General features: G+C 44.6%; 18 protein-coding genes and 1 tRNA gene. 4 read left to right on the top strand and 15 right to left on the bottom strand.

Going from position 1 to position 26,070, the window contains the following annotated elements:
- Positions 1-109: 109 nt before the first annotated feature.
- On the top strand, positions 110-1,009 hold the full coding sequence (locus CVV54_07095; protein ID PKL04257.1) for a hypothetical protein: 900 nt from the start codon (positions 110-112) through the stop codon (positions 1,007-1,009).
- Positions 1,010-1,066: 57 nt separating this feature from the next.
- Here CVV54_07095 and CVV54_07090 read toward each other — a convergent pair whose 3' ends face one another.
- The 3 genes from CVV54_07090 to CVV54_07080 all read right to left on the bottom strand — a co-directional run bounded on the left by CVV54_07090 (position 1,067) and on the right by CVV54_07080 (position 6,333).
- Positions 1,067-2,422 carry a molybdopterin dehydrogenase gene (locus CVV54_07090; GenBank protein ID PKL04256.1) on the bottom strand — a complete coding sequence of 452 codons (1,356 nt, stop codon included), beginning with the start codon at positions 2,420-2,422 and terminating at the stop codon, positions 1,067-1,069.
- Between the two features lie 2 nt (positions 2,423-2,424).
- Entirely contained in the window at positions 2,425-4,674 is a 2,250-nt protein-coding gene (locus CVV54_07085; protein PKL04255.1) for an aldehyde oxidase, read from the bottom strand.
- Between the two features lie 417 nt (positions 4,675-5,091).
- Positions 5,092-6,333: an amidohydrolase gene (locus tag CVV54_07080; protein PKL04254.1), complete on the bottom strand. Its 1,242-nt coding sequence runs from the start codon at positions 6,331-6,333 to the stop codon at positions 5,092-5,094.
- Between the two features lie 479 nt (positions 6,334-6,812).
- On the opposite strand from CVV54_07080, the gene CVV54_07075 reads away from it, so the two are divergent.
- Complete coding sequence (locus tag CVV54_07075) at positions 6,813-7,196, top strand: reactive intermediate/imine deaminase (GenBank protein PKL04253.1); 384 nt, start codon at positions 6,813-6,815, stop codon at positions 7,194-7,196.
- Between the two features lie 87 nt (positions 7,197-7,283).
- On the top strand, positions 7,284-8,612 hold the full coding sequence (locus CVV54_07070; GenBank protein ID PKL04252.1) for a chlorohydrolase: 1,329 nt from the start codon (positions 7,284-7,286) through the stop codon (positions 8,610-8,612).
- Between the two features lie 76 nt (positions 8,613-8,688).
- On the opposite strand, the gene hydA is transcribed toward CVV54_07070, so the two are convergent.
- The gene (gene hydA, locus CVV54_07065; GenBank protein PKL04251.1) at positions 8,689-10,050 is read right to left on the bottom strand and encodes a dihydropyrimidinase; all 1,362 of its coding nucleotides are present in this window, start codon (positions 10,048-10,050) and stop codon (positions 8,689-8,691) included.
- Positions 10,051-10,293: 243 nt separating this feature from the next.
- On the opposite strand from hydA, the gene CVV54_07060 reads away from it, so the two are divergent.
- Positions 10,294-10,369, top strand: a tRNA-Asn gene (locus tag CVV54_07060).
- Between the two features lie 218 nt (positions 10,370-10,587).
- Here CVV54_07060 and CVV54_07055 read toward each other — a convergent pair.
- From CVV54_07055 to CVV54_07005, 11 genes are all read right to left on the bottom strand, one after another.
- Positions 10,588-11,547: a nucleotidyltransferase gene (locus tag CVV54_07055; protein ID PKL04250.1), complete on the bottom strand. Its 960-nt coding sequence runs from the start codon at positions 11,545-11,547 to the stop codon at positions 10,588-10,590.
- Positions 11,540-12,307, bottom strand: a complete 768-nt coding sequence (locus tag CVV54_07050) for a hypothetical protein (protein PKL04249.1) — start codon at positions 12,305-12,307, stop codon at positions 11,540-11,542. Before CVV54_07050 ends, CVV54_07055 begins: the two co-directional genes overlap by 8 nt.
- 267 nt (positions 12,308-12,574) lie before the next feature.
- On the bottom strand, positions 12,575-12,910 hold the full coding sequence (locus CVV54_07045) for a hypothetical protein (protein PKL04248.1): 336 nt from the start codon (positions 12,908-12,910) through the stop codon (positions 12,575-12,577).
- Positions 12,911-13,514: 604 nt separating this feature from the next.
- Positions 13,515-13,697 (bottom strand): hypothetical protein, encoded by a 183-nt coding sequence (locus CVV54_07040; GenBank protein PKL04247.1) that lies wholly within the window; start codon positions 13,695-13,697, stop codon positions 13,515-13,517.
- A 184-nt stretch (positions 13,698-13,881) separates the two neighbouring features.
- Positions 13,882-15,810, bottom strand: coding sequence for a hypothetical protein (locus tag CVV54_07035; GenBank protein PKL04246.1), 1,929 nt, complete (start codon positions 15,808-15,810; stop codon positions 13,882-13,884).
- 568 nt (positions 15,811-16,378) lie between these two features.
- A complete protein-coding gene (locus CVV54_07030) occupies positions 16,379-17,755 on the bottom strand; it encodes a hypothetical protein (GenBank protein ID PKL04245.1) in 1,377 nt (458 codons plus the stop codon).
- A 56-nt stretch (positions 17,756-17,811) separates the two neighbouring features.
- On the bottom strand, positions 17,812-19,269 hold the full coding sequence (locus CVV54_07025; protein PKL04244.1) for a hypothetical protein: 1,458 nt from the start codon (positions 19,267-19,269) through the stop codon (positions 17,812-17,814).
- Positions 19,266-20,741 (bottom strand): SAM-dependent methyltransferase, encoded by a 1,476-nt coding sequence (locus tag CVV54_07020; GenBank protein ID PKL04243.1) that lies wholly within the window; start codon positions 20,739-20,741, stop codon positions 19,266-19,268. The genes CVV54_07025 and CVV54_07020 overlap by 4 nt, the downstream gene beginning before the upstream one ends.
- Positions 20,742-20,760: 19 nt before the next feature.
- Positions 20,761-23,118, bottom strand: a complete 2,358-nt coding sequence (locus CVV54_07015) for a restriction endonuclease subunit R (GenBank protein PKL04242.1) — start codon at positions 23,116-23,118, stop codon at positions 20,761-20,763.
- Positions 23,119-23,561: 443 nt separating this feature from the next.
- A complete protein-coding gene (locus CVV54_07010; GenBank protein ID PKL04241.1) occupies positions 23,562-25,022 on the bottom strand; it encodes a sodium:proton antiporter in 1,461 nt (486 codons plus the stop codon).
- A gap of 38 nt (positions 25,023-25,060) precedes the next feature.
- Entirely contained in the window at positions 25,061-26,062 is a 1,002-nt protein-coding gene (locus CVV54_07005) for a cysteine desulfhydrase (GenBank protein PKL04240.1), read from the bottom strand.
- Positions 26,063-26,070 lie beyond the last annotated feature (8 nt).

Genomic DNA, 26,070 nt, shown 5'->3' with positions numbered 1-26,070 from the left:
CTTTCGCAGTAAAAACACTTAAATAACATGGTCCAGCCTTCAAATATTCAGAATATTGCGATATAATTTAAATGCCACTAATACATGGCTGCGAAGGGAGGAACCGGAAATGGCAATTGACATGCAGACCCAATACATAAACGTGCCCGGAGGTTTTGTAGGCTTGGAAGTATTAGGCGACAACGATTCCACTATCCCTATTCTTTTCCTTCATGGAGGCCCGGGGGGCAATTATGAATCTTTCACTCCTATGGCTGAAATGCTTGCCAAAGACTGCAAAGTGTATATGTACAACCAGCTAGGAAGCGATGAGAAGAACGACGTCGGAGACGAATCTATCTGGATCCCCGAACGCTACATAGAGACCCTTGATACAGTTATAAGCGAGATGAAAGTCGAAAAGCTCCATCTGATAGGGCATTCCTGGGGAGCAATGCTGGCAGCGGAACACGTGCTGAGGAACCCTCGCTCTCCTGTCAAATCGATAACGATGGTAAGCCCCTACCTCAGTACGGAGATCTGGATAAAGGACGCCAAGTCCAGACTTGCGGAACTGGGCGAGGACTACGTAAGGATCGTGGAGGAAGCTGAAAAGGATCTGCACTTTGGGGGCAAAATCTATCAGGATATTATTGAAGAATACAACCGGAATTTCCAGTGCCGTGAGCTTCAGAAGCACAAACGCCAGTTCAGACAGTATGCCCTTAAACCAAAAACATCCACAGGTATGAAGGTCTACAGGCATATGTGGGGACCCAGTGAGTTCACCTGCATCGGCGTAATGAAAGACATAGATATTACAGCCAGGCTTCCGCAGATAAAGCAGAGGGTACTGATCATATGCGGGGTATATGACCAGGTAAGAAAAGAGACCGCTGAGTACTACCGTTCTCTTATACCGGGATCTGTCCGGGTCAGCATACCTCAGGCCTCCCAGACATCATTCCTTGAGAACCCTGACAGTTTCTACGACTCCCTTACAGCTTTCCTGGTAAGATTTATTCAATGATGACCTCGTTAAAAGAGGCGCCGCTCATTCAGCGGCGCCTCTTTTTTCTTCGTACTCTTACTGCAGAAGTTCTTTGAGGAAGCTCTTTACAAGATTTGAAGTCATCCTTTTCCGCCACTCTGGGCTCTTCCTCGGGTTAATTTCGTCGTATGCGGCCTTCGCGGCCTCTTCTATAAGTTCGTCAGTCAGACGCTTCATCCTCAGGGCTGACTCCAGCTCCTTCAGGCGTATAGGTATCGGGGACATGCTGCCCGCTGCAGCGCGTATCTCCCAGATGATCCCTTTTTCAACCTCAGCATAAAAGCCCAGAGATATCCTCGAGAGGGTGAGGGCTTTCCTCGAACCTCTCTTGTAAAATTTCTGGAAGCTCTTTTCCTTTGGCAGGGGAATGATGATATCTCTCATTATTTCGTTGGGCTTCAGATCAGGCTGTCTGTACCCGATGATGAACTTTTCAAGCTTCATCTCGCGCGCCCCATCGGATCCCTCCGTTACTATGCCTGCATCAAGGGGGAGTAGAATGGTCGGAAGGTCAGCCGCTCCGGATGCGGTCGAAAGATTACCTCCGATAGTCGCCCTGTTCTGCACAGCCGGCGCTCCGCTTCTGAACGCAGCTTCCCAGAGTGCGGGCAGATACTTTTTAATGATGCTGCTCCTGATAATGTCGCCGTTGGTGACGCAGCTTCCAATCCTTATCGCATCTCCGACCTTGTTTATCCCCTTAAGCTCTTTAACCCTGCTGAGGTCCATTATCTTTTCAAATGAATATTTCCCGTTTTTTATGTCGGGTATTATGTCTGTGCTTCCTGCAAGGATCGAAACATGACTGTTGTTATCCAGTATTTCAAAGACTTCTTTCAGGTCTTCCGGGGTAAAGCAGTTCCTGTCACTTTCGGAAGAGCGGGTCGGAGCCTGTCCGCTGCAAAGGTTCTCACGCGTCCTGAAGGTATCGCAGTATCCTTCTCCGACAGCCTTTTCAACTGCGTTGTAGATCTTTTCATATCCGGTGCAGCGGCAGATATTGCCGGAAAGGGCGACCTTTATCTCATCACGGGTCGGCGTCGGGTTTTCTTCGAGGAGAGCCCTGGCCGCTATGACCATACCTGGGGTGCAGAAACCGCACTGGACTGCACCTTCCGACACTAATGCCTTCTGAAGAAGGTCCATCTCATCATGGCTGCCAAGCCCCTCTATGGTCAGTATCTCACATCCGGAAGCCTGCACCGCAGGCACAAGGCATGCGTTGACCAGCCTGCCGTTTATTATGACCGAACATGCGCCGCACTCTCCCTCTCCGCAGCCTTCCTTGGATCCCTTAAAACCCAGATCTTCCCTGAGGACAGAGAGAAGAGGCTTCATTGGAGGAACGTCTGAGAAATAAAGGGCTCCGTTTATCGTCATTTCTATCCTCATCTTTAGTTTCCTCCCTCTGCTGTTTTCTTTTCTTCATTCAGTACCAGACGGAAAAGTTTTTCACCTGTGCATGGGATCGAATCGCAGAATACACCAGCAGCGTTGTCGACCGCCGAGACAAAGGCCGGCCCGGCAGCGTTCATCGGCAGCTCCCCTATGCCCTTGGCGCCGAAGCATCCCTGGGCGCATGGGTCTTCCAGCAGCTCTATCTCCCACTCCGGAGTGTCAAGAGTGGTCGGGACCAGATAGGCGTTCATGTGGGATGCGGTGTACCTTCCCTTTTCATCCACCCTCATGTCTTCCAGATGTGACCAGCCGATCGCCTGCAGAAGACCTCCTGTTATCTGGCCTCTCAGCTGCATGGGATTTATCGCACGGCCCACCTCCGCGGCAACGCAGACCTTTTCAGCAGAAACTTCATAGGTATCAGTATCCACTTCTACTTCTATGACGTTTGCTATCCAGGCGTATCCCCTGTAGGCGTCGCCTTCGAATTTTTCCTCATCCCAGCAGCTGTCGTCATCAAATATGTTGTAGCCGAACTCATCAAGCTTTGAATATTCCTTAAAATATTCCTCTGCAAGAGATAAAGTCGGCATGCCTTCGGGAAGTCCCTTCAAAGGTCTCCACTCGGCAAGCTTTCTTTTGATGTTGGCACATGCGTCGCGCACTGCCTTCGATGCGTACATCGTCGTCCTGGAAGCTACCGTGGGACCCGTGTTGGGCGACTTGGAGGTATCGGGCGTCATATAGAGGACCTCTTCAATGCCCACTCCCAGCTCCTCGGCTGCGACCATCCGCAGTATCGTGGACGAGCCCTGCCCTATCTCGGTGCTGCTCACGTAGAGGCAGAACCTTCTGCCGTCGAAGCATACCCTTGCGGTAGTGCCCATCTTGTCCTCCCCGGCCCCGGTAAAGCCTCCCCCGTGGAGCGCCGCGGCAATGCCTATCCCCTTTTTGTACCTGCCTCCCGGCTGGGACGCGTAAAGCTGCCTCTTTGCCCTGTAATCTGACATCTCTGCCGCCTTTTCAAGAACGGCAACAGCGTTGTTCTTTTCCTTAAGCACCTGCCCGTATGGGAAACTGTCTCCCGTCCTCAGCGCATTTTTCAGCCTGATGTCGAGGGGGTCCATCCCCAGTTCTTTTGCCGCAAGGTCCATCTGGCGTTCCATTGCAAATATCGCCTGCGGAGCGCCGAAACCTCTGTAAGCTCCGTTGGGGGGCGTGTTCGTGGCTACCGCCCTGCTCCTTATCCTTACGTTTGGCACGTAATATATGCCGCAGGCGTGGAGCTGCGAGCGCTGCAGCACTACCCTGCTCAGAGTCGTGTAAGCTCCGCTGTCAAGGAGGATGTCGGCGTCAAGCGCCGTTATCTTTCCGTCATTCTTCAGCCCCATCCTGTAATGGCTCTTTGACGGGTGTCTTTTTGGCGTTACCAGGAGATCCTCTTCCCTGTCGAAAACTATCCTCACCGGGTGACCCGATTTCAGGGCAAGCAGTGCCGCGTATGCGCCGAGTATCGAAGGATAGTCTTCCTTTCCCCCGAATCCCCCTCCTGTTGCGGCCTGTTTTATGATCACCTTTTCAGGAGGAAGTCCCATCACCTTCTGGATCGCACCATGGACGTAGAAAGGGCACTGCAGCGAGCCTGTGATCTCGACCGCGCCGTCCTCCCTCATCACTGCCGCCATGCCCTGGGTCTCAAGGTAGAGCTGTTCATGGAAACCTGTCGCCCAGTCGCCCTCAACTATTATGTCGGCCTCAGCGAAGCCCCTTTCGATGTCGCCTGCTCCGTTGAAATACTCGTCAATAATATTGTCGCTGCCCCAGATGATCTCTTTTCCTTCCAGCGCCTCTTCCATCGTCAGCACAGGCTTCAGCGGCTCTACCTCCGGTTCCAGGGAGGCCATGGCTTCTTTGAGGAGTTTTGCATCGGGAGCTGCCACAAGTGCGATCGCCTGCGACATGTAATTTATCTCTTCTTCGGCAAGCGCGGGATAATCGTTCCTTACCATTGAAATGTAGTTTTCACCCGGAATGTCTTCATGTGTGACCACGGTCACCTTTGACCAGTCGAAAGAGGCGGATTTTTTGATCCCCTTCAGCCTTCCCCTGGCAGTCCCAGACCTCACGATGCCTCCGACCCAACACCCCGGCATCTCAATGTCAGCAATATACTCCGTCCTGCCTGAGACCTTTCCCGGTCCGTCGTCCCTCAATGGTGAACTGCCAATTATATTGAATTCGGCCATCTGAAAACCTCCTGTCGTACTGATGGTGAAACTGCCGTAAGAACATCGGCGTGAAATTGCGGCTTCAGAAGCCGCGGAGAATTTACGGCGAAAATTCCGCCGTGGGGAATTCGCAAACTAAGAATCATCTTCGCTGGAGAATTTGCCGGGAGTCCCACCCGGCGGTGAATTGGCCCTCAAATCATAAATCTTGAATTCTCCGCCTGACGGAGTCAGGCAATTCTCCGCGATGCGGAGCGAGCAAATTCTCCGGCGGATGCACTCCCCGCCTGCCTTAACGACCGCTTCGCGACTGCTCAGCCACTGCTCAGCGATTGCTTAGCAAGGTTTAGTTATAAAAATTAATGTCAGCAACTATTATACATTTTTTGCGCTTACAACACACTATCCGGGAGAAAATGACCTACCGGCCCTGTTCTATTTTCTTATCCTCTGCCACATATCTTTTATAAAGTTCTCAGAACCCTCAACGGTACCTTTCGAAAGAAGCTCCCCATCTTTCATTACGGCTTTGCCGCCTACGAAGAGGGCATCGGGCTTTCCATCCCTGCAGACTTTTATGTCGGCAACGGAGCCCGCTTCAAGCTCTCCGACCCTTACGCCTGCCATCTCAAATGGCATCTGAAGCTTCTTCTTTTCCTCTTTGCTCAGCTTGTGCTTTTCTGACTGCCACTTTCTTTCGTTATCTATGGAGAGGTCTTCGTTGCTTGCCTCCCCGTCAGTCCCCACATAAACAGGCACTCCCAGTTCCATGTATTCAAGCACTGCCGCTGTTCCGGCCTTTACACGCTCGTTCATCCTGCCGTTGAAGACTACGGACATCCCATGCTCCTTTATCAGTTCCTTTTCCCTTCGGCTCGTCCATACGCAGTCAGAGAGCATAAGGTGGTCGAGATATGGCACCTTTCCCGTCTCTTTGAGATTTGCAAGCACCTCGACCGGTCTCATCCCGTAATTTTCAAGGCAGATCTTCACATCGCCCTCGTCCTCCGAGAGGTGGAACTGCACCTTCCGTCCATATTCGGCACCCAGGTTTATCCCCCTTATGGCCGCATCAAGCGTGTTTGCATGGAAGCTGTGCAGTGCCGGAGCGACTTTCACGGTCTCCGTCTCGTATTTGAGCAGATCGATAAAGTTCTTCTCCGCCTCTTCGGGGCTCTCATAGTAGCTGATCTGAGATTCCCTCTTTTCGGGATAAGCTTCCTGGTTCACCAAGTCATAGTTCATCCTCCCGAAGAAGAGCCTTATCCCAACAGCCTGCGCCGCTTTTATCACCGCAAGGTCCAGCTCGTTTCCCTTTTTGTTGTGACAGTAAAAAGAGACCATTACGGAAGTTTCACCAAAGGCCAGCATGCGGCCGAAGGCTCTCACACATCCGTGGTATATCATTTCAGCCGTCATTTCGACGCTGTATTTATATATAGTCTCACGGCACCACCTTGCCAGGTCCCAGCTTTTGTCAGCTATCTCCACATATATGGACTGTTCCGGATGTGAGTGCGCGTTAAAGTCCCCCGCACTGAGCGCAAACCCCTCGCCGAATGAATAATCAGGTCTCCGGGGAGGCCTGCCCTTCCCCAGCGACTTTATCTTTCCGGAAAGGCTGTCCACAGTAAGATAGTCAAATTCATTGTACTTGCCCTCGATCACGATATCCATAAAAATCACCCGCCTATCTTGTGAAAAGAATAGCCTATTTCTGGTCCATTATAAAGGGGGAGGTGGGCGACTGGCGTGGTAACGGCCGCCGGGGAATTTGCAGCCTCTGGCTGCGGAGAATTCGCGAAGTTCATCGCTGGAGAATTTGCTCGCTTCGCATCGCGGAGAATTGCCTGACTCCGTCAGGCGGAGAATTCAAGATTTATGATTTAAGGACCAATTCATCGTCGGGAGGGACTCCCGGCAAATTCTCCAGCGAAGATGATTCTTAGTTCGCGAATTCTCCACGGCGGAATTTTCGCCGTAAATTCTCCGCGGCTTCTGAAGCCGCACTTCCCCGCCTTACCCCACTGATTTGCAATCGACTCCCCAACTGATCCCCAACTGACTCCCCGCAGCCGGTCTCCCCCGACAGCGAAAATGCTGTAAAATAGACAACAGGTATTGTTGGGCAAGAAACCATCAGAAAGAGGGGTTTAATAATGAAAGAGATAATCAGCACAGACAAGGCTCCGGCGGCTATCGGACCTTATTCGCAGGGTGTGAAGGCGGGGGGGTTCCTCTTCCTTTCGGGGCAGATCGCGCTCGATCCACAGACAATGTCCGTCGTTCCCGGTGATGCCGCGGCGCAGACAGAGCAGGCCATGAAAAACATGAAGGCGGCTCTGGGAAGCCAGGGACTGGATTTTTCTGACGTTGTAAAGACAACTGTTTTCATTAAGGACATGAATGAGTTTAAAAGGATCAACGAGGTCTACGGAAGGTTCTTTGAAAAAGACGCTCCCGCAAGATCATGCGTTGAAGTGGCAAGACTTCCCAAAGACGTGCTTGTAGAGATAGAAGCCATAGCCCTTCTGAAGTAAGAGAGAGAGACATCGGGCTCTCCCGTATCAGGGAGAGCCTTTTTACACCATAAACACACGCATCTCTTTGTGAGGGAGTGAAAAAAAATGCTTCTCGTCGGAAACGGAAAACTTATCACAAGGGATCCAGATCTGCCTTTTATTCCCGATGGCTGCGCCGCAGTCAGGGGTTCTGCTATATTCATGGTGGGAACGACATCCGAACTGCGTGCCAGGTATCCCGAAGCTGAATTCATCGATGCCAAGGGCGGACTTATCATGCCGGGCTTCATCAATTCCCACATGCACTTCTACAGCACTTTCTCCAGGGGCATGACTCCCCCAGGGGAACCGGCAAAGGACTTTTCTCAGGTACTTGAAAGGCTCTGGTGGAAGCTGGACAAGGCGCTCACCCTTAAGGACACCTACTACAGCACCATGACTGCCCTTGTCGACTGCATCAAGTGCGGCTGCACGACAGTGATCGACCACCACGCAAGCCCCTCTGCCATAACCGGAAGCCTCTGCGAGATAGCCAAGGCGACCCAGGAGGCAGGCATACGGGCCTCGCTGTGCTACGAGGTCTCGGACAGGGACGGACAGAAGACGGCTTACGAGGGAATACGTGAAAACATATCCTTCATCGACTGGGCCGAAGAGCAGAACGACCCGATGATCTCCGGTAAATTTGGCCTCCACGCCTCCTTGACCCTCTCAGACCTCACGCTTGAAAAATGCGTCGGAGCCATGGAGGGAAGGGACGCCGGTTTCCATGTACACGTAGCTGAGGGTCCCGAAGATGAAAAGGACTCCCTGGCCAAATACGGCAAAAGGATCGTAGAACGCTTCAGGGATCACGGCATCACAGGCGAAAAATCCATATTCGTTCACTGCATCCATGTGGACGAAAAGGAAAGAAATATAATCATGGAGACAAATACAGCCGTAGTCCACAATCCCGAATCCAACATGGGCAACGCCGTCGGTTCGGCAAACATCAGGGAAATGCTCAGTGAGGGCCTCCTTGCCGGTCTTGGCACTGACGGCTATCTCTGCGACATGATCCAGTCCTACAGACTTGGAAACGCACTCTGCAAGCATTCCTTGGGAGACCCTAACGCCGGCTGGGGGGAACTTCCGCAGATGCTCTTCGTGAACAATGCGGAGATCGCAGAGAGGTGCTTCCCCGTTAAGCTGGGAATGATCAGGGAGGAATATGCAGCGGACATAATAATCATGGACTACATGCCCCCGACCTCGATAAGCGAAAAGAATATTAACGGACATTTGCTCTTCGGAACTTCCGGAAGGAACGTCGTAACGACCATAGCCAACGGCAAGGTGCTCATGAAAGACAGGAAGCTCATCGAGCTCGACAGGGAGCGGATCTTCGCCAAGGCAAGGGAGTGCTCCAAAGAGGTCTGGAAGAGACTTTAAAACGCAGATACACATAAAAACCGCATCCCATCGATGATCTGATGGGATGCGGTTTTTATGCTCTATGACCAGCCTGTCACAAAAACCTCTTTACAAATTTTCCGGATGGCACTTCAGCTATAAAGACTCCCTCAGCAAGCACCGGCATGCCCCTTAGCCAGACATGTGAGGGAAATCCCTTCACCTTCATTCCGTCGAACGGGGTGTAATCGACCTTCTGATGCAGCGTATCATTTGAGAGTACCTTTTCTGCCTTAGGGTCGATGATAACGATATCAGCATCAGCCCCCGGCTCTATCCTTCCCTTTTCCTGCAGGCCAAGAATCGTCGCGGGGTTAGTAGAAGTTACAGCCACAAACCGCTCAAGCGAAATGCGCCCCTTCATGACTCCCTCGGAGAAGAGTATCGGCATCCTCGTCTCTATCCCAGGTACCCCCCCGGGTGACCTGAATACGTTTTCCCCGCCGTATTTCACTTTGTCCGCCCTGCTGAAAGAACAGTGATCAGTCCCTATCGTGTCGATATCACCTGAAGCAATAGCTTTCCAGAGCGCTTCACAGTCCTTTTTCCTGCGAAGCGGAGGTGCCATTATGAAGTCTATACCGTTCTCAGTCCTGTACAGTTCATCGGTCAGACAGAGATACTGCGGGCATGTCTCCGCATAGACCTTCTGTCCATGCGCCCTGGCTTCCATGATACTTTTTAGTCCCAGTGAAGTGGAAAGGTGGACGATATAGGTCGGCACCCCCGTGCTCTTCGCAAGTTCCAGAATGAGCTCCACGGTCTCTGCCTCGCAGTGATCGGGGCGGCTCAGCGGCCAGTATTTGCTGCCCGTCATTCTCTTTTTTTCATAGTAAGAGGTAATACGCCTTATCTCCGTGTCGTTCTCCGCATGATAGAAAAGCAGGCCACCCGACCTCTCCATCATTTTCATCAAAGGAACGATCTGCCCGTCAGTCATCCGGGCGTCGTATGCAGTGTAGACCTTCCCTGTCGGGTGGCCGAACAAAACAAGCCCCCACAACTCTTCTTCATCTATTACGTTGGTCCCCTGAAAGACCAAATGCACCCCGAAGTCCGTGTACGATGAACCGCTTCCTTTATTCACCGCATCATCAACAGCAAAAGCAAGATCTGATCCTACCGGCGCAAATCCGGGATGCTCGACAATCGTCGTGGTGCCTCCCCAGATCGCGGCCTTAGTCGCAGCCTCAAAACCGTCCGAAACACTTCTTCCGTTTGATGCCAGGCTCACATGAGTATGCGGATCCACCCCGCCCGGGACCACATAAGACCCTTCAGCGTCAACGACATCTGCGTCAACACACTCTATGACCTCTTTGACCTCAATGATCTTTTCGCCCTCTATAAGCACATCGCCGCGGAAAGCTCCGTCTGCCTTCCCGACTGTCCCGTTCTTTATAAGTATCAAAGACATAAACAAAGCCCTCCATTCTTGATTCATGATCGCATACATACCAAGTATATCCCTAAAAGTGCCGAACTCACATAAAATTTGCATACCGGTAGTCTCCGAACACCTGAAAACCCGTTACAGCATGAACTGAAACCGATCAGCCGCACTCACTTTTGCAATTATCGAAATCGCCAAAGGTGGTTGTCAAAACGAAAATCGGTGCTATAATACTCTGCGTCGAGTTTTCTGTTCTCGGCAAGCTATTCCTCGATGGCGCAATCGGCAGCGCGGGTGGCTGTTAACCACTAGGTTCGAGGTTCGAGTCCTCGTCGAGGAGCCAGACAGTAAAAAGGCAATCTGCGGTTTATCTGCAGGTTGCCTTTTTTGTTTTGGAATTGGGGCATGCCGCCTGGCGAGCAATTGGCAAGCATTCGCGAGCGGTCGTAAAGGCAGGCAGAGACTGCGTCCGCCGTGAGTCGATCGGAATTTGAGTGCAAACATGTTGGAAGTCAATTATCAAGTTACTTGGTCCTGAATTACTTCCGTGGCGTGTCCACCTTAAATGGAATTATGCTCCTTAATTTTCCATATAGCCATGGGGTGATGTCGTACTCTTTCCAGGATAGCGTCGTCATTGAATAATAGTTCCGGCCTATATTCTTTCGCTGTAAATAATCGGATAAATTCACGTTCTCTGTTTGTCAAAATCATTAATTCTGATATGAAGGATCGAACAGTCTTTTGAATTTTTTCCAGCATCACCACCTCTCCATTTTGTATAACAGGGAGAAGATCTGTCTTTATCTGATGATGGGTGATACGGTCCAGATGGTCTAAGGATAATTCTTCATTAATTTCTTTCTGTGAAATTGCACGATAGAATACAACGGCTTTGCGGAGCATATCTCGTTCGTTCTTTTCCTGAAAAAACCCGGCCTTGATAATGTTGTAAACATCGTAGAGGTCTCTTGGTGCGGTACGGCTTAGGAGAGCGTTTATCTTTCCTGCAAAGATTTCACGAACGGAAAGAGAATTCACACTAAAACCGGGAATAATAGTTCTCGCAATTATTGGTCGTATCTCAATATCGAAAATATGTGCGCGGAGAGAATAGTTTATTTCTATTTTTATGTTGTCACTCGATCCGCTGAGTGTTCTGTAGGCAAAGACAAACGAGTCAAGACTATGGCGTGATTTACTTCTGGGAGTAAGAGTATAGTTTTCAGTCGACAGGTATTTCTTGATATCCTCCGTTATCATTTCCCGTCTTTTCATCATTTCTTCTCTTGAATCATTTACCGCATAATCCAAGTCAATATCTACCGATAGCCTCGGCAAGTCAAATATTGTGAGGTTGATCGCGGTTCCGCCTTTAAGGGCCAGAATTGTTCGTGTCATTATGTTTGAATTGATAAATTTCAGGATATCTGCCAGGCGGAGTACTTTTTCCAGTGTATTGGCAACAAAATTCAGTTCTGCGGCTCTTTCGTCCAAATCCTTCTTCGTGTAGTTAAACAATTTCATCTCCGCCTTCGTCAATGACTCTTAACAAATCGGACGGAACGCAAAGTCCCCATTCACTGCTATAAGATCCGGACTTGTCTTCTTTGAGTTCCGGATACAAATATCGTTTGCTTTGCCCAATGTTTTTTCGGCATTCCTCAAAAAACTCAGAGCTTAATTTAATTTCTTCCCGGTAATGAGAGAGGATATATCCGGTTTTTTGATAAAGGAACTGATTTTTGTACTCCGGAAGATAATCAAGCAGCTTAACTTCATCCACAAAAGTAACCATAAGGAGACAGCGCAACAATTCCTCAAGTCCGCCAATCTTGGTAAAATCCTTTATGCTGTCCAAAATAGTTCGTTCCAGGTCTGTTATACGTACACGGGCCGTTGGAGAGACAATTCCGGAATTGATGTTCTGATGCACGTAAACATAAGCAGTACCATTGAATTCAAAGTTGTTAAAACGGGCTGGAGAGGATACGTATAGCTTCGTAGAGACCTGATTCGCCATGCCATAATAAGTAAAGGCTGAATGGTGTGAAACGTATGAATGCTCATTGATACAGGAAGCTATCTCAAACGATGTAGCGGCAGCTGCCATTGTTTCGGGGTTTATAGCAGCGTAGAGATTTTTTTTCACGGATACGATCAAACCCTTAGATTTATAGCGAAGCAAAAAAGAATCGGCAGTTTTTTTATTCCCTGTCAGTTTAACAACGTCATTGTATGAAAAACAACCGGCCCGAAGCAGTTTCAGAAATAACTCCATTACGACACCCCACCTTCGGTTTAATTATAACATGCAAACCTTTATATATAAGGTGTTATAAACAAAAATTAAACCAATCTCACTTGTCGCAATTTTTGCGACAACTTGAATCTCGGGGTCTTATTTGCCCGGTGTTTTTTTTTACCAGCCTGTTCAGTTTGGAGCGGTCAGGGTGTTCAGTTTGGAGCGGTCAGGGTATTCAATCTAAAACGGTCGAGGTGTTAATTTTGAGCGGAATATGCACAATAGCCCGGCAGTGCTAAATCATCAACATTTTGTCAATTGTGTAGGTCTGACCCCAATGGCTGTTCCTATCAAATAGCATGCATATCGAGTAAGCATATAATCCTGGATTTCTCGTTTTCCACCTTTGCCATGGACTATCAATTTCGTGCCCTCACGAAAATGATACAAAGGCTCTATTCCAGTGCTTTTGCAAGATTCTATCGCTCTATTTATAGCTACAATAAAATTTTCCCATCTTGCATAACCTAAGCATTCCTGCAAATCCCTGGCATACCAAAATTCAATATTGTTTTCAGTATCAACGTTCAATATTTCGTCAAAGCTTTTATACAGTTTTTCTAAATTTGAACTAAGCATTTAATCTCTCCTCAAAAATAATTATTTCTTATACGCCATCATAGATGACCAGGTCTTTTAAGATCGCCGCAACAGTTGCTTCTTTTTCCCAATGGCTCATATTGCCGATGTGTTCAAAGCTTGCGATGTATCCCAGGAACTCAATAATGATCTTGCGGCCATTCCCATCATAAGTGGGGACTTCGTTTTTCAACCAGTTTTTCCCTGGAAAAACACAGAGGGGTCAGACCTACACAATTGACAAAATGCACAACTCTCGGAATACCTCTGTTTATAGCAGGAGTCATAGAAAAAACTTCAGATGGTTCCGCCCCCATAATTCACAAATCAGGAATTCTCTAAATCTTTTCAACCCTTTTTTTCAGTTGAACTTCGACTTTCATAACCGCTTCAAATCTTATGCTTCGCTCTGCTGTGCCGATGTCAGGAGTAGATACCTTTATGTCAAATGTATAGGTCAGACCATATTGGTGTTCTCCATATTTTCCCAAGGTTAGCCTTACTGTCAGTTATCCACATTTTGTCAATTGTGTAGGTCTGCCCCATCTGTGTTTACAAACAGCTACTGTTGGAGGGGGAATATGGACCACGAAAATAAATAGCTTTAAGTCAATTGTGTAGATCTGCTGCTGCGACATAGAGCGGGCTTTTCCCACGGCAGCCCATTCTCCTGTACCCTTGCCAGCGTAAGTGTCACTGTATTCCGACCGCAGGTGCAGGTGGCTGCAATATCCGTGTTTGTGAGTCCCAGACTTTTGAGCCTTAGTGTCTCTTTGTGATTGGTCATAATCCAACCTCCTGTATTGAATTTGCATCATATGATGCTAAAATTGATTATATAAAGGTTGGAAGTCCATGCACCACAAGTGCAGAAACCGTGCACCGTTTTAGGCGGCATATTCATTCACGGGCGTTTTTGTATTAATTTAGCGTCTTGAACAGCTTGTCTTATAAGTCGTTATGATATCAAGCTATAAATCAGAATCTCCAAAGTATTTTGTCTTGATTGATGCTGCTAGCGTTGCATCCTCTTTCAAAACACCTAAAGCTATTGTTGCGTAGTCTGTTACAAATTGTTTTCCAACTCCGACTATTACTTCTGTGTGTTCTAAACAGCAGTATTTGAGTGCCATATCATAATCTCGCTGCGCTATGATATCGGTTATCTTTTTATCGCAAATCTCCCATAGTTTATCAACATCAAACCCACCGAAAATAGTTAAAAGGTTTGCTTTTAATTCCGCTTGAGTTTTATTTGTTTTATCGTCGATAACTGAACTTTTGAGTTTTTCGTCAATTTGTGTTTTTACAAGACGTTTTATTATGTATTGCTTCCGCTCTGTAAGCTTTGTAAAAAATGCAGTTTGGAAAGCATCAAACTCAATTTCTGGTTTGAACATCCGCACTAACACCTTTTTAAAAACCGCCTCATCAAGCAACAACATTTCAATTTCGTTGCATTTCAAGGCATAAACCTTCTTAGCTTTTAAACGATTTATTTCTACATCACTTTTAAGGTCAGAGTCAATTATTCCAACCGCTGACTGTATACTATATGTAGTCGCGTGAGTATTACAGGCATCAACACTATTCTCGACTGAAGCACAGTTACCGGTTGGAATAACCGTATATTTATCGCCAAACAAATTCTCATATACCTTAAAATCGCAATCAGTTTTATAACCTTCACAAAATAAAATCGGTTTACGGCTTCCCACGACTTCAACGATGAAGTCAGAACTTAAGTCTTCTAATGTGCTACCCAAAAACTCAAAATCAAACTTGTTCGGATAAGTAAAGCTCTTTATCTTAACGAGTTCAAAATCTGACCTCGCGTTTATAAATTCCATAGTGTGTGAAATGAAAATAAACTGGCAATCGCTCCGAACTTCCATTAGCCTGTCCCAAATTTTGTTATATATTGCAGGATTCAAATGGTTTTCAGGTTCATCCACGACAATGAATGATTGTGGCGGTGCAACTATCACTGTCGCTATGTAAAAAAACGCTACGCGTTCTCCATCACTCATATTATTAAATGGAAATGCTTTTAGCCCTAGTTTCTTTCCTTGAAGCTGTTTGTTTCCAAAATTTGAATTGTCCAGTTTTACATCAAAGAAATTGTCAAATATTCCCTTAACTTTTTCAAAGGTTGTATCGTTTCTTATTCCTGTATCATAGTATTCTCGAGCAACATTATCATGTTCAGTGCATAAACCGATTATCAGCTTTTGCAATAAGTCATGATTTAAATCGCCGCCTTTAAAGATTTCAGTGTTATATCGTTCAATCGTTGAGTCATATATATTTTGAACGTATCCCATAGCCTTTATTGGTTTAGAGGCTGGTATTACTTTAACATGTGTCTCGACACTTTTTAGGTAATTGGCAAACAAAGTCTTTCCGCTCCCATTTGGTCCCAGTATTATGAGCGTTTTATTGTGCCCGCTTAAATATTTTAGGGCTTCAAATGCTTCGAGTAAATTGTTAGCAAAAAGCTTTTTCAGTTCATTGTTAAGCAAATTAAAACTATTTTGGTTATATTGAATTTCAGGCCTTATACGCTGCCCCATTGCATTATCTGTCGGTTGGTTTTCTGGGCGCAAAAAGTCAAAAACACTGGAAATAAGCAAAGGTTCAACTGCCATCAGTTTGGCAAAGAGGTCTTTGCAAAGGATATCGAGAGGACAATTATTTTTATTAGCATCGGGCTTTTTGTCATACTCACTTAATGCTTTTACATTTTGGGCATTGTCAAAAAAGTCAGACAGTTTTGTTATCGAAACAATAAAATCTTCGAGCGTTGTTTTATGCTGCTGATTTGTTACCGTCTCGACGAGCATTTCTGTTTCGGTTTTCATCGTCGTCACATTTGTTGCGAATGTATGTAGTTCCATCATTTTCTCTCCTTTGCAGTATGCTCTATAAAGTGCCCCCCAATCTCAAGACACGAATTTGCAGATGATCCGAATAGCTCCTTTCACTAGGTTCGTGCGTTTTCTGCTGTTGGCAGAAAGCATTGGATGTATAAGCCCCCATATAGGGAGGGATTGTTGGGAAATTTACTTAAACCAGCTCTAAGATAATTCATAGAAACATTTTTATCTTTTTCTTGTTCAGCATAAAGAGAATATGATTCAGACATTGGAAAATTACTTTCAATATTTTTCAATAGCATCAACTTTGCAACATTTTTTTGTTTATATTCATTTCTCCAACAAGTATTAATATATTCAATTAGGAAATAGGCATAATTAATTGATTCTTCTCAGCATTTTTTTGTCAAAAATAATTAAATTTAATTCATTTTCTGCTTTAGCATACTCTTCTTTGTCAATCAGTAACATAATATTACTAAAAAATGTTTTTTCTTCTGTCTTCATAAAATCACCATCATTTCATAAAATGCACTCCCATCATTCTTTTAGCTTGACCAACACTGTATCTCCTAGAATCTATAATAGATTATTAATTTTTGTTGAAATCTTCCAAGCTTAAAATTTTTAGATTATCATTTTTTCTTGCGATTATTTCATGTGTTCTCTCTTCTTTTATTCCAAAAATACGCAACATTTCCATTTTATAAATAACCTCAAGTAGATATGCGATATTAATCTGAAAGCTAGCTTCAAGTAAATATGGTTCTATTTCTTCTTCTGATCCAGACGCATGTGAAATAGTATTTCTTAAATCCTTGACATATTTTGCAATTCTCTTTTTTTGACTCGGTTCAACGCTAGTTGGACAATTCCTATCCAACAACTCTAAGATTCTTTCATTCAAAGATGGTGTATTTTTTATCTCCAATTTTTTACAAATAAGATTTGCTTTGGAAGTTTCGTATAAAGAATAAATATGTTCTTTAAGTTCTTTGACTATACTTTTCAATTCCCCTGGCTCAAAAGAAGCAATATTATTAACGTAGGTTCGATGTAAAGCCTCTATAGCTTGAATAAGGGGTTCTATATCAAGAGTTTTTTTAAAGTTCAATTGAGTCCAATAACTAAGATAATGCCAAATAGACACTGGCATTTTACTGTAAGCATCGAACCATGCTTTAACGCACCCTTCCGGGATATCTTTGTAATGCAAAAAGTTAGCATTTATGTATTTGGGAGTATCAGAATTGGGAAAGCTTCTATCTCTATAATATAATTTAACGATTTCATTTGAATTAGATTTTTTATTAGGTAGTAATAGAACTGGTAATTCCATATTAATTTCTGTGTCTAGCGAGAACAAAAAGTATGAGTTGATTTTTGTTATATTGGATATAACATCCCTTAAATCCAATTCTCTTTTGAAATTTAACTTCAATTTGGCATATATTTCTTTAATCACCGAGGTAAATTGAGTATGTGTTTCTTTCGATTTAATTAAAAATTGGAGTGATAAATCTTCTCCGTCATATAAATCTAGTGGTTTAATTTTTATTCTTTTTTTACTATTGCATAATGTATGAATTTCTTCATTGTATCCATGCCACTCAAGCAAACCATCAAGAGCTATTATCGCATTCGAATATGTTAATGTGCTGCTCAATAATTTTTCACCTAGCAGGAGTAAATTCACCTGAAACTTGCATGATGCGATTTCTAATCCTCTTATATTCGTACAAAAGCAGTCAAGAGCAATAATTTCATCTCCAGTTAACAAAAGTGTTCCATGTACTTCGTTTACTAATGAGAAACTGTCGTCGCCAATTAAGCATGGTAAGTCATATAATTCAATTGAAACGTTTCCTTGTCTGTCCACTGACAAAAAACCGGGAATTTTATCAATATGATCACATGGTTCGCCTAAGGTGAAGTAACCAAATTCTTTTATCTCTTTTTCAAGTCTCATCTTGTTTCTCCTTAAATATCCGATAAACGATTAATATTTTTATATTTTTTGTTTCTTTATTGTAATCCCTCACAAAATGGCAAAATTCCTTCTAAACAAGCTACTATTCTCTTTTGCTCAGCAAGAGGAGGGAGAGGAATAAATAAGAGTTTAGCTTTGTCTGTTCCTAATCGTGGCATATCCATACCGTGTGTTATTTGATTAATATTGCTATCTATCGATGGTGCGACCATGCAATATTTGAGATACGAAGAATTAATATTCCCGTACCCATTAAACGGTATTATTTCTGTAGAACAATACCCTGATTCATCTGCTATGATTACTTTCTTCAAATATGGTCGAAGTTTTCCATATAATACACAGCCTTTAGAAAATGCGTTCTTTGAGCTTCCAGGTTCTCGATCAAACCTCTTACAGGTCAGTTTAAATGTTTCTTTTTCAATATCTTCTAATTCGAGTATCCAAGAATTCGGTTGGATTTTCTCTGCGCTTACTTGCTTTCCGACGCCATAATCAGTTATCTCACCCAACCTGACCCAGCACCAATTCTCCGGGATTTCAAAGGGGATCTCGTCTTCGGTAATTTCGGGGAGGGGTTTTTCTTTTTTGATTTTTCCCTCTTTGATGAGTCGGGCTTTTTCTTTCTGGATATCTTTTAACAGGTCCCTTGCATCGCCGTCTTCCGGCAGCTGCTGTGTGAGCTTGCCCTGGATGGCATATTGGAGGATGGCATCTTTCATCTTTTTGGGGAAAGACTTTTGCAGTTCTTCAAGCCTGGCTTCATCGTTCTTTAGGCTTTCGATTTCAATGATAAAGTTGTTTATTCGTTCGACAACCCTAATTTGTTCGTCATGAGGTTGCAATGGGACGATGAGGGTTTCAATTTTTTTTATGGCTAATTTGGGTTGCCCGACTTTTGTCGTAGCGTCTGAAATTTGAGATTGAATAAGAGGCGACTGTAAAGCAAACATTAACCAATTAATATCTACGTGATTAAATACTAGTTTATCTGCGTTTTCAGTTAAATTCGCACCATCAAATTCATCTGGAATTTTACCTATTCTTCCGATTGATCCCGCAACTGTTATGTATATATCATTAGATGAAATAGTATAATTTTTTATTGATGGATATATATTTTCAGGAACATAATGAACATCATGGCTTAAAACTGTGTCATTGTGCATATCTGCAACCCGTATATACTTATGACCTGTGTCTTTTTTAGTTAACTTACTCCCGACTGGTATTCGTTTTCCTCCTTTTACTTCGACAATCTCACCTAACCTAACCCAACACCAATTCTCCGGGATCTCAAAGGGAATTTCATCCTCGGTGATTATGGGCAAGGGCTTTTCTTTTTTGATTTTTCCCTCTTTGATGAGTCGGGCTTTTTCTTTCTGAATCTCTTTTAGGAGGTCCCTTGCATCGCCGTCTTCGGGAAGCTGCTGGGTGAGCTTACCCTGAATGGCTGCCTGCAGGATGGATTTTTTCAGTTGTTCGGCGATCATTTAATTATCCCCAGCAGTTCTTCGATCTGGGCAAGTCTCTTGTCTATCTTTGCATTAAGTGAATCTCTCTTTTCATGGAAGAGGCGTATGGTATCTTCCGGAGATAGGACTTCCTCTTCTGCAGTCGGATACCCGCATAGATCCATGTCATATGCCCGGTTCGAGATTTCCTGAACTGAGTATGCTTTTGCTTTGAAAGTGTCTGTCTCCGTGTCTTTTATTTCTTTCCTGTCGTTCCACCATGCAGCACAGCCATCGAAGTGCTCGACTTTCATCGGCTTGGTTTTTGAGAAATGCTTGTATCCATCGGGCATGTCCACGCGGTAAAACCAGACCTCTTTCGTTTTTTGGGACCTGTCGAAAAAGAGAATGTTCGTTGTTATGGAGGTATATGGGGAGAAAACGCTTGAAGGCATACGGACTATGGTGTGAAGATTGAATTCTTCAATCAGTTTTTTCTTTATGGCAGACTTCGCATTGTCTGTTCCAAAGAGGAATCCATCGGGGATTATCACAGCTGCCTTTCCTCTTTCTTTGAGCCTGTACATTATGACCGACATGAAAAGGTCTGCTGTTTCACTGCTTCTGAGGTCTGCGGGAAAATTGATCTTTACTCCTTCGCTTTCGGTTCCCCCATAGGGAGGATTCATGAGAACTATATCAAATTTGTCGCTTTCTTTGTATTCCCTGACGTTTCTCTCCAGCGAGTTGCCGTGGTATATCCTCGGGCTGTCGATATCGTGGAGCAGCATGTTTGTGATAGAGAGAAGGTATGGAAGAGGTTTCTTTTCTATGCCAAAGATGCTGTTATTGTATAGTTCACGGTCTTCGATAGTATTTATCTGTGGCTCAAGGAGCTTCAATGTAGAGGTCAAAAATCCTCCCGTTCCGCAGGCAAAATCGGCAACATGCTCACCCAGTTTCGGATCGAGCATCCTGACCATGAAATCAGTGACGGCCCTGGGGGTATAGAACTCGCCTGCATTTCCTGCACTTTGCAGGCTCTTCAGTATCGTCTCGTAGATATCACCAAAAGCATGGCGCTCGTTGTATTCATCAAATTCAATGCCATCGATGACATTGATGACCTTTCTGAGCAGTACGCCGTCTTTCATATATTGGTTGCTGTCTTCAAAGACAGCTTTAACTATTGATTTCTTCATCGGTGTTTTTTCTGTAATTTTGAGTTCCTTTAACGCAGGGAAGAGTTTGTTGTTTACAAAGTCAAGAAGTCCCTGGCCTGTAAGTGCTTCTCCGTCTTTATTATCTACCGCCCAGTTTCTCCACCGAAGTTCCTCGGGGAGGATCGATTCGTAGTTGTCGTCATGGAATTCCCAGTCTTCTTCTTTTGCGTCATATACTTTCAGGAAGAGGATCCACGTCATCTGTTCGATCCTCTGGGCATCGCCGTTGATGCCGCTGTCGCCCCTCATTATGTTCTGGATGGTTTTGACAAAGTTACCTATGGTCATATATTTATCTCCTCACTCTTTATGCAGCTTCGTATATTGCTCTTTCAAGTTCCTTGACAGCTTTAAGGTATCCCTCTTTGCCTCCGAACAAGTCTGCAATTTTTTTTGGGCTTCCTATACGGTCAAAGGGTGAATTATCCAATATTCTTGTGTCTTCAAGCTCACTTATTCCCTCATCCAGGTACTTTTCCAACAGGGCTGAGAGCACTTCCTGGCAAAGACCGGAATATTTGTACAGGTAGCCCTTCTTCTTAACGTGCTCAACACGCTCTCTTTTGGTTAGCGGTTTTTTGTCATAAGCTATGTGTAGGATGAGGTCAAAATCGTCAAGGTCTTTTCCGGACTCTTCTTTCAGGGCATCAAGCAATACGCCCCGGCTCTCTAGTTCTTCAATGATGGCTTTTTTCTTTTCTGAGTTTGTCCAGGCATTCAAAAATTCGTCAAGGGTGACAAACTTATCCAGAATGTTCCTCTTGCTGTAATCCTTTATGCTCTCTGTTATAAGTTTCCCATTAATATCACAGTACTGGACCCGTTCATTGATGATGGTAACAACTATGCCATTTACTCTAATTTTAGTATCAGGCTTATCTCGGAGGGATGTCCCTACTCTTGAAAGATCCTCCAAGGTTTCCTGGTCATCCTCTATTTCCTGATCATCAAACAGAAGCTGGTCTGTCTGATCTTCTTTGGGGTCCCAGTTGTCCCCCCCGTCACCCGCGTCTATTACGATCACAGGCTCGCCGTCAAAATCAGGATCGGCAAATAGTCTGCAGACGTTGCGAAAGTCCATTATTGTGAAGTATTCTTTGCCGTATTCCGGATAGAGCCTTGTCCCCCGTCCAATGGTCTGCTTAAATTCGGTCATTGAATTTATATTGCTGTCAAGGACAATAAGCTTGCATGTCTTCACATCAACTCCTGTTGTAAGAAGTTTTGATGTTGTCACTACAGCAGGGTATTGTTCGTCCACATTTATAAAGTAATCCAGCTGTGCTTTTCCTTCGGGATCGTCTCCCGTGATGCGCATGATATATTTCGGATTCTCTGCAGCGAGATCTTTGTTTTCATTTACAAGGGCTCGCCTCATCCTATCGGCATGGTCAACATCCACGCAGAAGACTATGGTTTTGCAGAAGCGTCCGTTAGCAATAAGCCATTTTGTTATGCGGTTTGCAACTGCCTGAGTTCGCTCATCGATTATGAGGTTACGGTCATAATCTGTAATGCTGTATTCGCGGTCTTCAATTTCATTGCCATTAACATCAAGCTGTCCTTTGTACGGTCTCCAGCCCTCCAGATCTTTGTCCAGGCCGATCCTGATCACCTTGTACGGCGCCAGAAATCCGTCATTGATACCCTGTTTTAAGCTGTACGTGTAAACAGGATCTCCAAAATATGTAATGTTGCTGACATACTTGGTTTCTTTGGGAGTGGCAGTCATTCCTATGTGGATGGCTGAGCTGAAATAGTCCAGGATCCTCCTCCACTGTGATTCTTCCTTGGCACTTCCCCGATGACACTCGTCAACAATTATGAGATCGAAGAACTCAGGCTGGAATTCCCTGAATGGTTCGCTGCCGTTGTCTCCGGACAATTGGTGGTACAGGCTCATATATACCTCATACGAACTGTCGAGGGTCCTGTCATGTATCTTAGTCATGATTTTTTCTAAGGGACTGAAATCCTGCTGCATTGTCTGGTCGATAAGGATGTTGCGATCCGCAAGGTACAATACCCGCCTGACTGTTTTAGTTTTCAGCAGTTTCCAGATGATTTGAAATGCAGTGAAAGTTTTTCCGGTTCCCGTTGCCATAACAAGAAGGATCCTATGTTGGCCTTTTGCGATGGCCTCAATAGTTTTGTCTATTGCTATCCGCTGATAGTAACGGGGTTTTTTCTGAGAAAAGACATCGAAATGGTCCGGCTCTTCGATCATTCTTTCCTGTTTTTGATCAAATCCCTTTCCGGTTAGGTAACGGGCCCATAATTCATTTTCGGAAGGAAATTGATCGATAGGAAGCTCAGCCTCTGCTCCTGTAAAGTAGTCATGTTCTATAAAACCGCAGCCATTGGAAGAATATGCAAAAGGAATATTTAAGGTCTCTGCATATTCCATTGCCTGCTGGATTCCCTCTCCGACAGAGTGATCCGCATCTTTGGCTTCAACTATCGCGAGGGGTCGATGTCCGTCTTTGTGGGTAAGCAGATAGTCAGCTTTCTTGCGTTTGCCTCTCTTGACCTTGTTCCCCCTGACCAAAACCTGACCGTTTGTAAAAAAGTACTCCATAAAGACCTGTTCTTTGGTCCATCCTGCTTTTTCGATCGCAGGGGTTATATATCTATTTTTTATGTCTTCCTCTGTCAGTTTTTTCATTGGTTCCTCCTCTTTAACGGTCTTGAAACAAGCAGCATTAAAGTTTGGTGCCAATAAATTTATCAGGAGACCTGGACCTTTATTTTCTCTATGAATTATGAATATTAATATTCTAAATTGAAAGTAAGACCTATCGAAGCATTGCACATAACGATCCAAATGTGCATTTAGATATTATCACCAATGTCCATAAGTATCCACAAGATAGCAACTAATTAAACAGGTATTTTGAATAAATGTTGGGGATTAGTTGGCAAAGGAAGTTTGTGCTAACGTAAATGATAGTCTGTGAGTGAATTTAAGGTATTCTTAGAAGGGCTGTTTTATTTGTCAGATGTGCAGATTGTGACAATTAAGCGGTTCGATCTGATCATTGCAGAACTGTTTAATTTCCGCAAAACCAGACCGAACCTATTCTTTATGTTATACGTTGAAAATTAAAATTAATTAGCAGGTTTGATGTTCTTCTTTAGCTGGACATCAGGTTCAGAAGGCAGTTTGAACATTGGTATAAACCGGTCAAACCCGGTTATAGTAAGGAACAACATTGAAAAAACAGCTATTATTGAGAGATAGTTATGAGCAATGATACCCATCGGAGTAAATTCATATAATGGATAGACCGCCATCGCCAAACCTGTGTAGAAGATCATATATCCGTGCCAGGGAATCAACTGCGACCCTAGAACTCCGAACGCATCAGACATTGTCGCATTTCTAAGACGCAGAGTATAGAGATCTTTTTCGCTTCCGACAACATTCTCTTCAACAATTTCCTTGATTACAGGCCCAACGGTAACGATTTGTCCGGTGCAATCTCCGAGCGCTGCGTTAGTTATCAGACAGAGGATACCGTTGTTGAATATTAGGGTACGTACATTTCTTGCAGTTGAAAGAACAAACTTCGCGATAGGATCAAATGCATTCATCAATTTCATTATTCCACCAAATGCACCGGTCCACATTGACATCGCAACAGACCACGAACCGGCATCGGCAAACCCTTTTAGCACTAAGTCAAGATAAGATGAGATCGACTCTATTGTGCCTGCGATAAGTCCAAAAACCAGTGCTGAAAATAACCCTATAATTAGGCAGGGCATTGTAGAAACACCATATACAGCCATCCCTAACACCAAAACAAGAGGAATTACCATATATATTGGGACTCCTGATTGAACCTGGTTCAACAATGCGATTGCCGACGGCCTCTTTACTTTGAGCGTTTCCCATATTTCAGCAGGGATTGCAGCTACAGCTTTCGTTGCATCAGAAGCAGTGCTTTCAAGCCCCATTGATGCAGACACCAGATAGAACAGTACTGCAGAAACTACCAGACAGATCAAGGACCAAACACCCTGATGACGAACCCTATCCATGACCTCAACATTTTGGATTCCTGAGCTTAGAACTGTTGTATCGGAAATCAAACCGATGTTGTCACCGAAACAGGATCCGCCCGCAATTGCTGCAACTGTCAATACCGGACTTCCTCCTGTGATATGACTCAGCCATAGAAAAACCGGCACACAGGCAGCAAACGTTCCCCAGGATGTTCCCGTGGCTGTGGAAAGGACCGCGGTCAATATAAGGGCAACAGTTGCAACAGACTTGCCAGTAATCCCCAATTTCATTGATAAACCAATGATTGAAGCCCCTACTCCGGTTGCCATAAAGACTTCACCCATTGCGTATGCGACCATTAACAGAAAAAAGATGAGCATTAATCCCTTGGCATTCTCAATTGCCGCATCAATAACCTCATTTACTTTTTTTCGATCAAGAGCTACAGCAAGAAGACCAGCAAATACTGTCGCTATTGGAGATGCTATAAGTATGTCCATCCCCCTGAGAAGCATAGCCACAAGCGCAACTATCGGTAATAATTTGATTAGAGCAACCATATCAATTCCTCCTTCTTGTTCTTAAAGTGTTCAGAATGTTAATTGCTAATAAGTTTTTTATTGATTTCATCACCTAATGCAAATAGAGTGGGCAGCCCCCCAGTATGGATGAAACAAGATACTTCATCTTTTATAGTCTTGTCGTTTTGTAATAAATCAACCATGCCGGCAAATGTTTTGCTTGTATAAGTGTTTTCAAGAAAAAATCCTTCTAAAGAGGCGGCTAATGATATCGCTTCCAATGATTTCTCCGTGGGAATGTCATATCCCCCGCCAAGATACTGGTCATAGATGTGGACATTTTTATTCCAGGAAAGGGGGTTGAAATTAAAACCCCAATGTTTTGAGGTATTAGTGCATATTTCTTCTATTCTGTTACCAAGCTCTGATATTGAATATTCCACACTTATCAAATGGATCTCGAACGGGTATCCGAGCATTTTATTTCCCAAGATAAAACCTGCTTCGGTTGTTCCCATTGATCCAGGGAGAAACACATGCTTTATACCTGCGTTTTTCAATTTGGCTTGTTCATGCAGTTCTAATGCACAAGAAAGGTAGCCCATTGCTCCAACAATTGGATCTCCTATCAAATAAGGAGTATGGCCCGCTGCCTTTAATTTAAAAATTTCTTCAAGAGCTATCTCTTTTCTGCGGACTTCATCAACAGCGCCAATAAATCGAACCTCTGCGCCAAGAAGGTAATTTAGCAATAAGTTTCCCTCAATTTTTGCTCCCGGTTCAGAGCTATGCAAAACCAGACACTTGATCCCTAGTTTTGCAGCAGCGGCAGCTGCAAGTCTGCACTGATTCGAAACCGGCGCTCCGGCAACTACTATCACATCGGCATTGATTCGCTGAGCCTCTCCCATCCAGTATTCGAGGCTTCGAACTTTGTTACCGCCCATTCCCAGCGTCATACAGTCATCGCGTTTCACATACACCGAAGCGCAACCTAAGTGTTTCTGCAGCCTCTCCATTGTTTCGAGAGCTGTGGGCTCTTCAATAAGCTTTACTTTAGTAATTTCTGAAAAGAGCATAATTCTGA

Source organism: Synergistetes bacterium HGW-Synergistetes-1 (assembly GCA_002839185.1).
Classification (GTDB): Bacteria; Synergistota; Synergistia; order Synergistales; family Synergistaceae; genus Caenicola.
Note: the sequence above shows the minus strand (reverse complement) of the source record. Positions and strands in the feature narration are given on the sequence as shown.

Excerpts from the sequence above, each read along its gene's own strand:
- CVV54_07015 (PKL04242.1), bottom strand. The coding sequence starts at position 23,118 with ATGAAAAAACTGACAGAGGAAGACATAAAAAATAGATATATAACCCCT.
- CVV54_07040 (PKL04247.1), bottom strand. The coding sequence starts at position 13,697 with ATGACCAATCACAAAGAGACACTAAGGCTCAAAAGTCTGGGACTCACA.
- CVV54_07080 (PKL04254.1), bottom strand. The coding sequence starts at position 6,333 with ATGGATATCGTGATCGAGGGCAAGTACAATGAATTTGACTATCTTACT.
- CVV54_07050 (PKL04249.1), bottom strand. The coding sequence starts at position 12,307 with ATGGAGTTATTTCTGAAACTGCTTCGGGCCGGTTGTTTTTCATACAAT.
- CVV54_07095 (PKL04257.1), top strand. The coding sequence starts at position 110 with ATGGCAATTGACATGCAGACCCAATACATAAACGTGCCCGGAGGTTTT.
- CVV54_07020 (PKL04243.1), bottom strand. The coding sequence starts at position 20,741 with ATGACCATAGGTAACTTTGTCAAAACCATCCAGAACATAATGAGGGGC.
- CVV54_07005 (PKL04240.1), bottom strand. The coding sequence starts at position 26,062 with ATGCTCTTTTCAGAAATTACTAAAGTAAAGCTTATTGAAGAGCCCACA.
- CVV54_07045 (PKL04248.1), bottom strand. The coding sequence starts at position 12,910 with ATGCTTAGTTCAAATTTAGAAAAACTGTATAAAAGCTTTGACGAAATA.
- CVV54_07090 (PKL04256.1), bottom strand. The coding sequence starts at position 2,422 with ATGAGGATAGAAATGACGATAAACGGAGCCCTTTATTTCTCAGACGTT.
- CVV54_07035 (PKL04246.1), bottom strand. The coding sequence starts at position 15,810 with ATGATGGAACTACATACATTCGCAACAAATGTGACGACGATGAAAACC.
- CVV54_07070 (PKL04252.1), top strand. The coding sequence starts at position 7,284 with ATGCTTCTCGTCGGAAACGGAAAACTTATCACAAGGGATCCAGATCTG.
- CVV54_07030 (PKL04245.1), bottom strand. The coding sequence starts at position 17,755 with ATGAGACTTGAAAAAGAGATAAAAGAATTTGGTTACTTCACCTTAGGC.
- CVV54_07085 (PKL04255.1), bottom strand. The coding sequence starts at position 4,674 with ATGGCCGAATTCAATATAATTGGCAGTTCACCATTGAGGGACGACGGA.
- hydA (PKL04251.1), bottom strand. The coding sequence starts at position 10,050 with ATGTCTTTGATACTTATAAAGAACGGGACAGTCGGGAAGGCAGACGGA.
- CVV54_07025 (PKL04244.1), bottom strand. The coding sequence starts at position 19,269 with ATGATCGCCGAACAACTGAAAAAATCCATCCTGCAGGCAGCCATTCAG.
- CVV54_07010 (PKL04241.1), bottom strand. The coding sequence starts at position 25,022 with ATGGTTGCTCTAATCAAATTATTACCGATAGTTGCGCTTGTGGCTATG.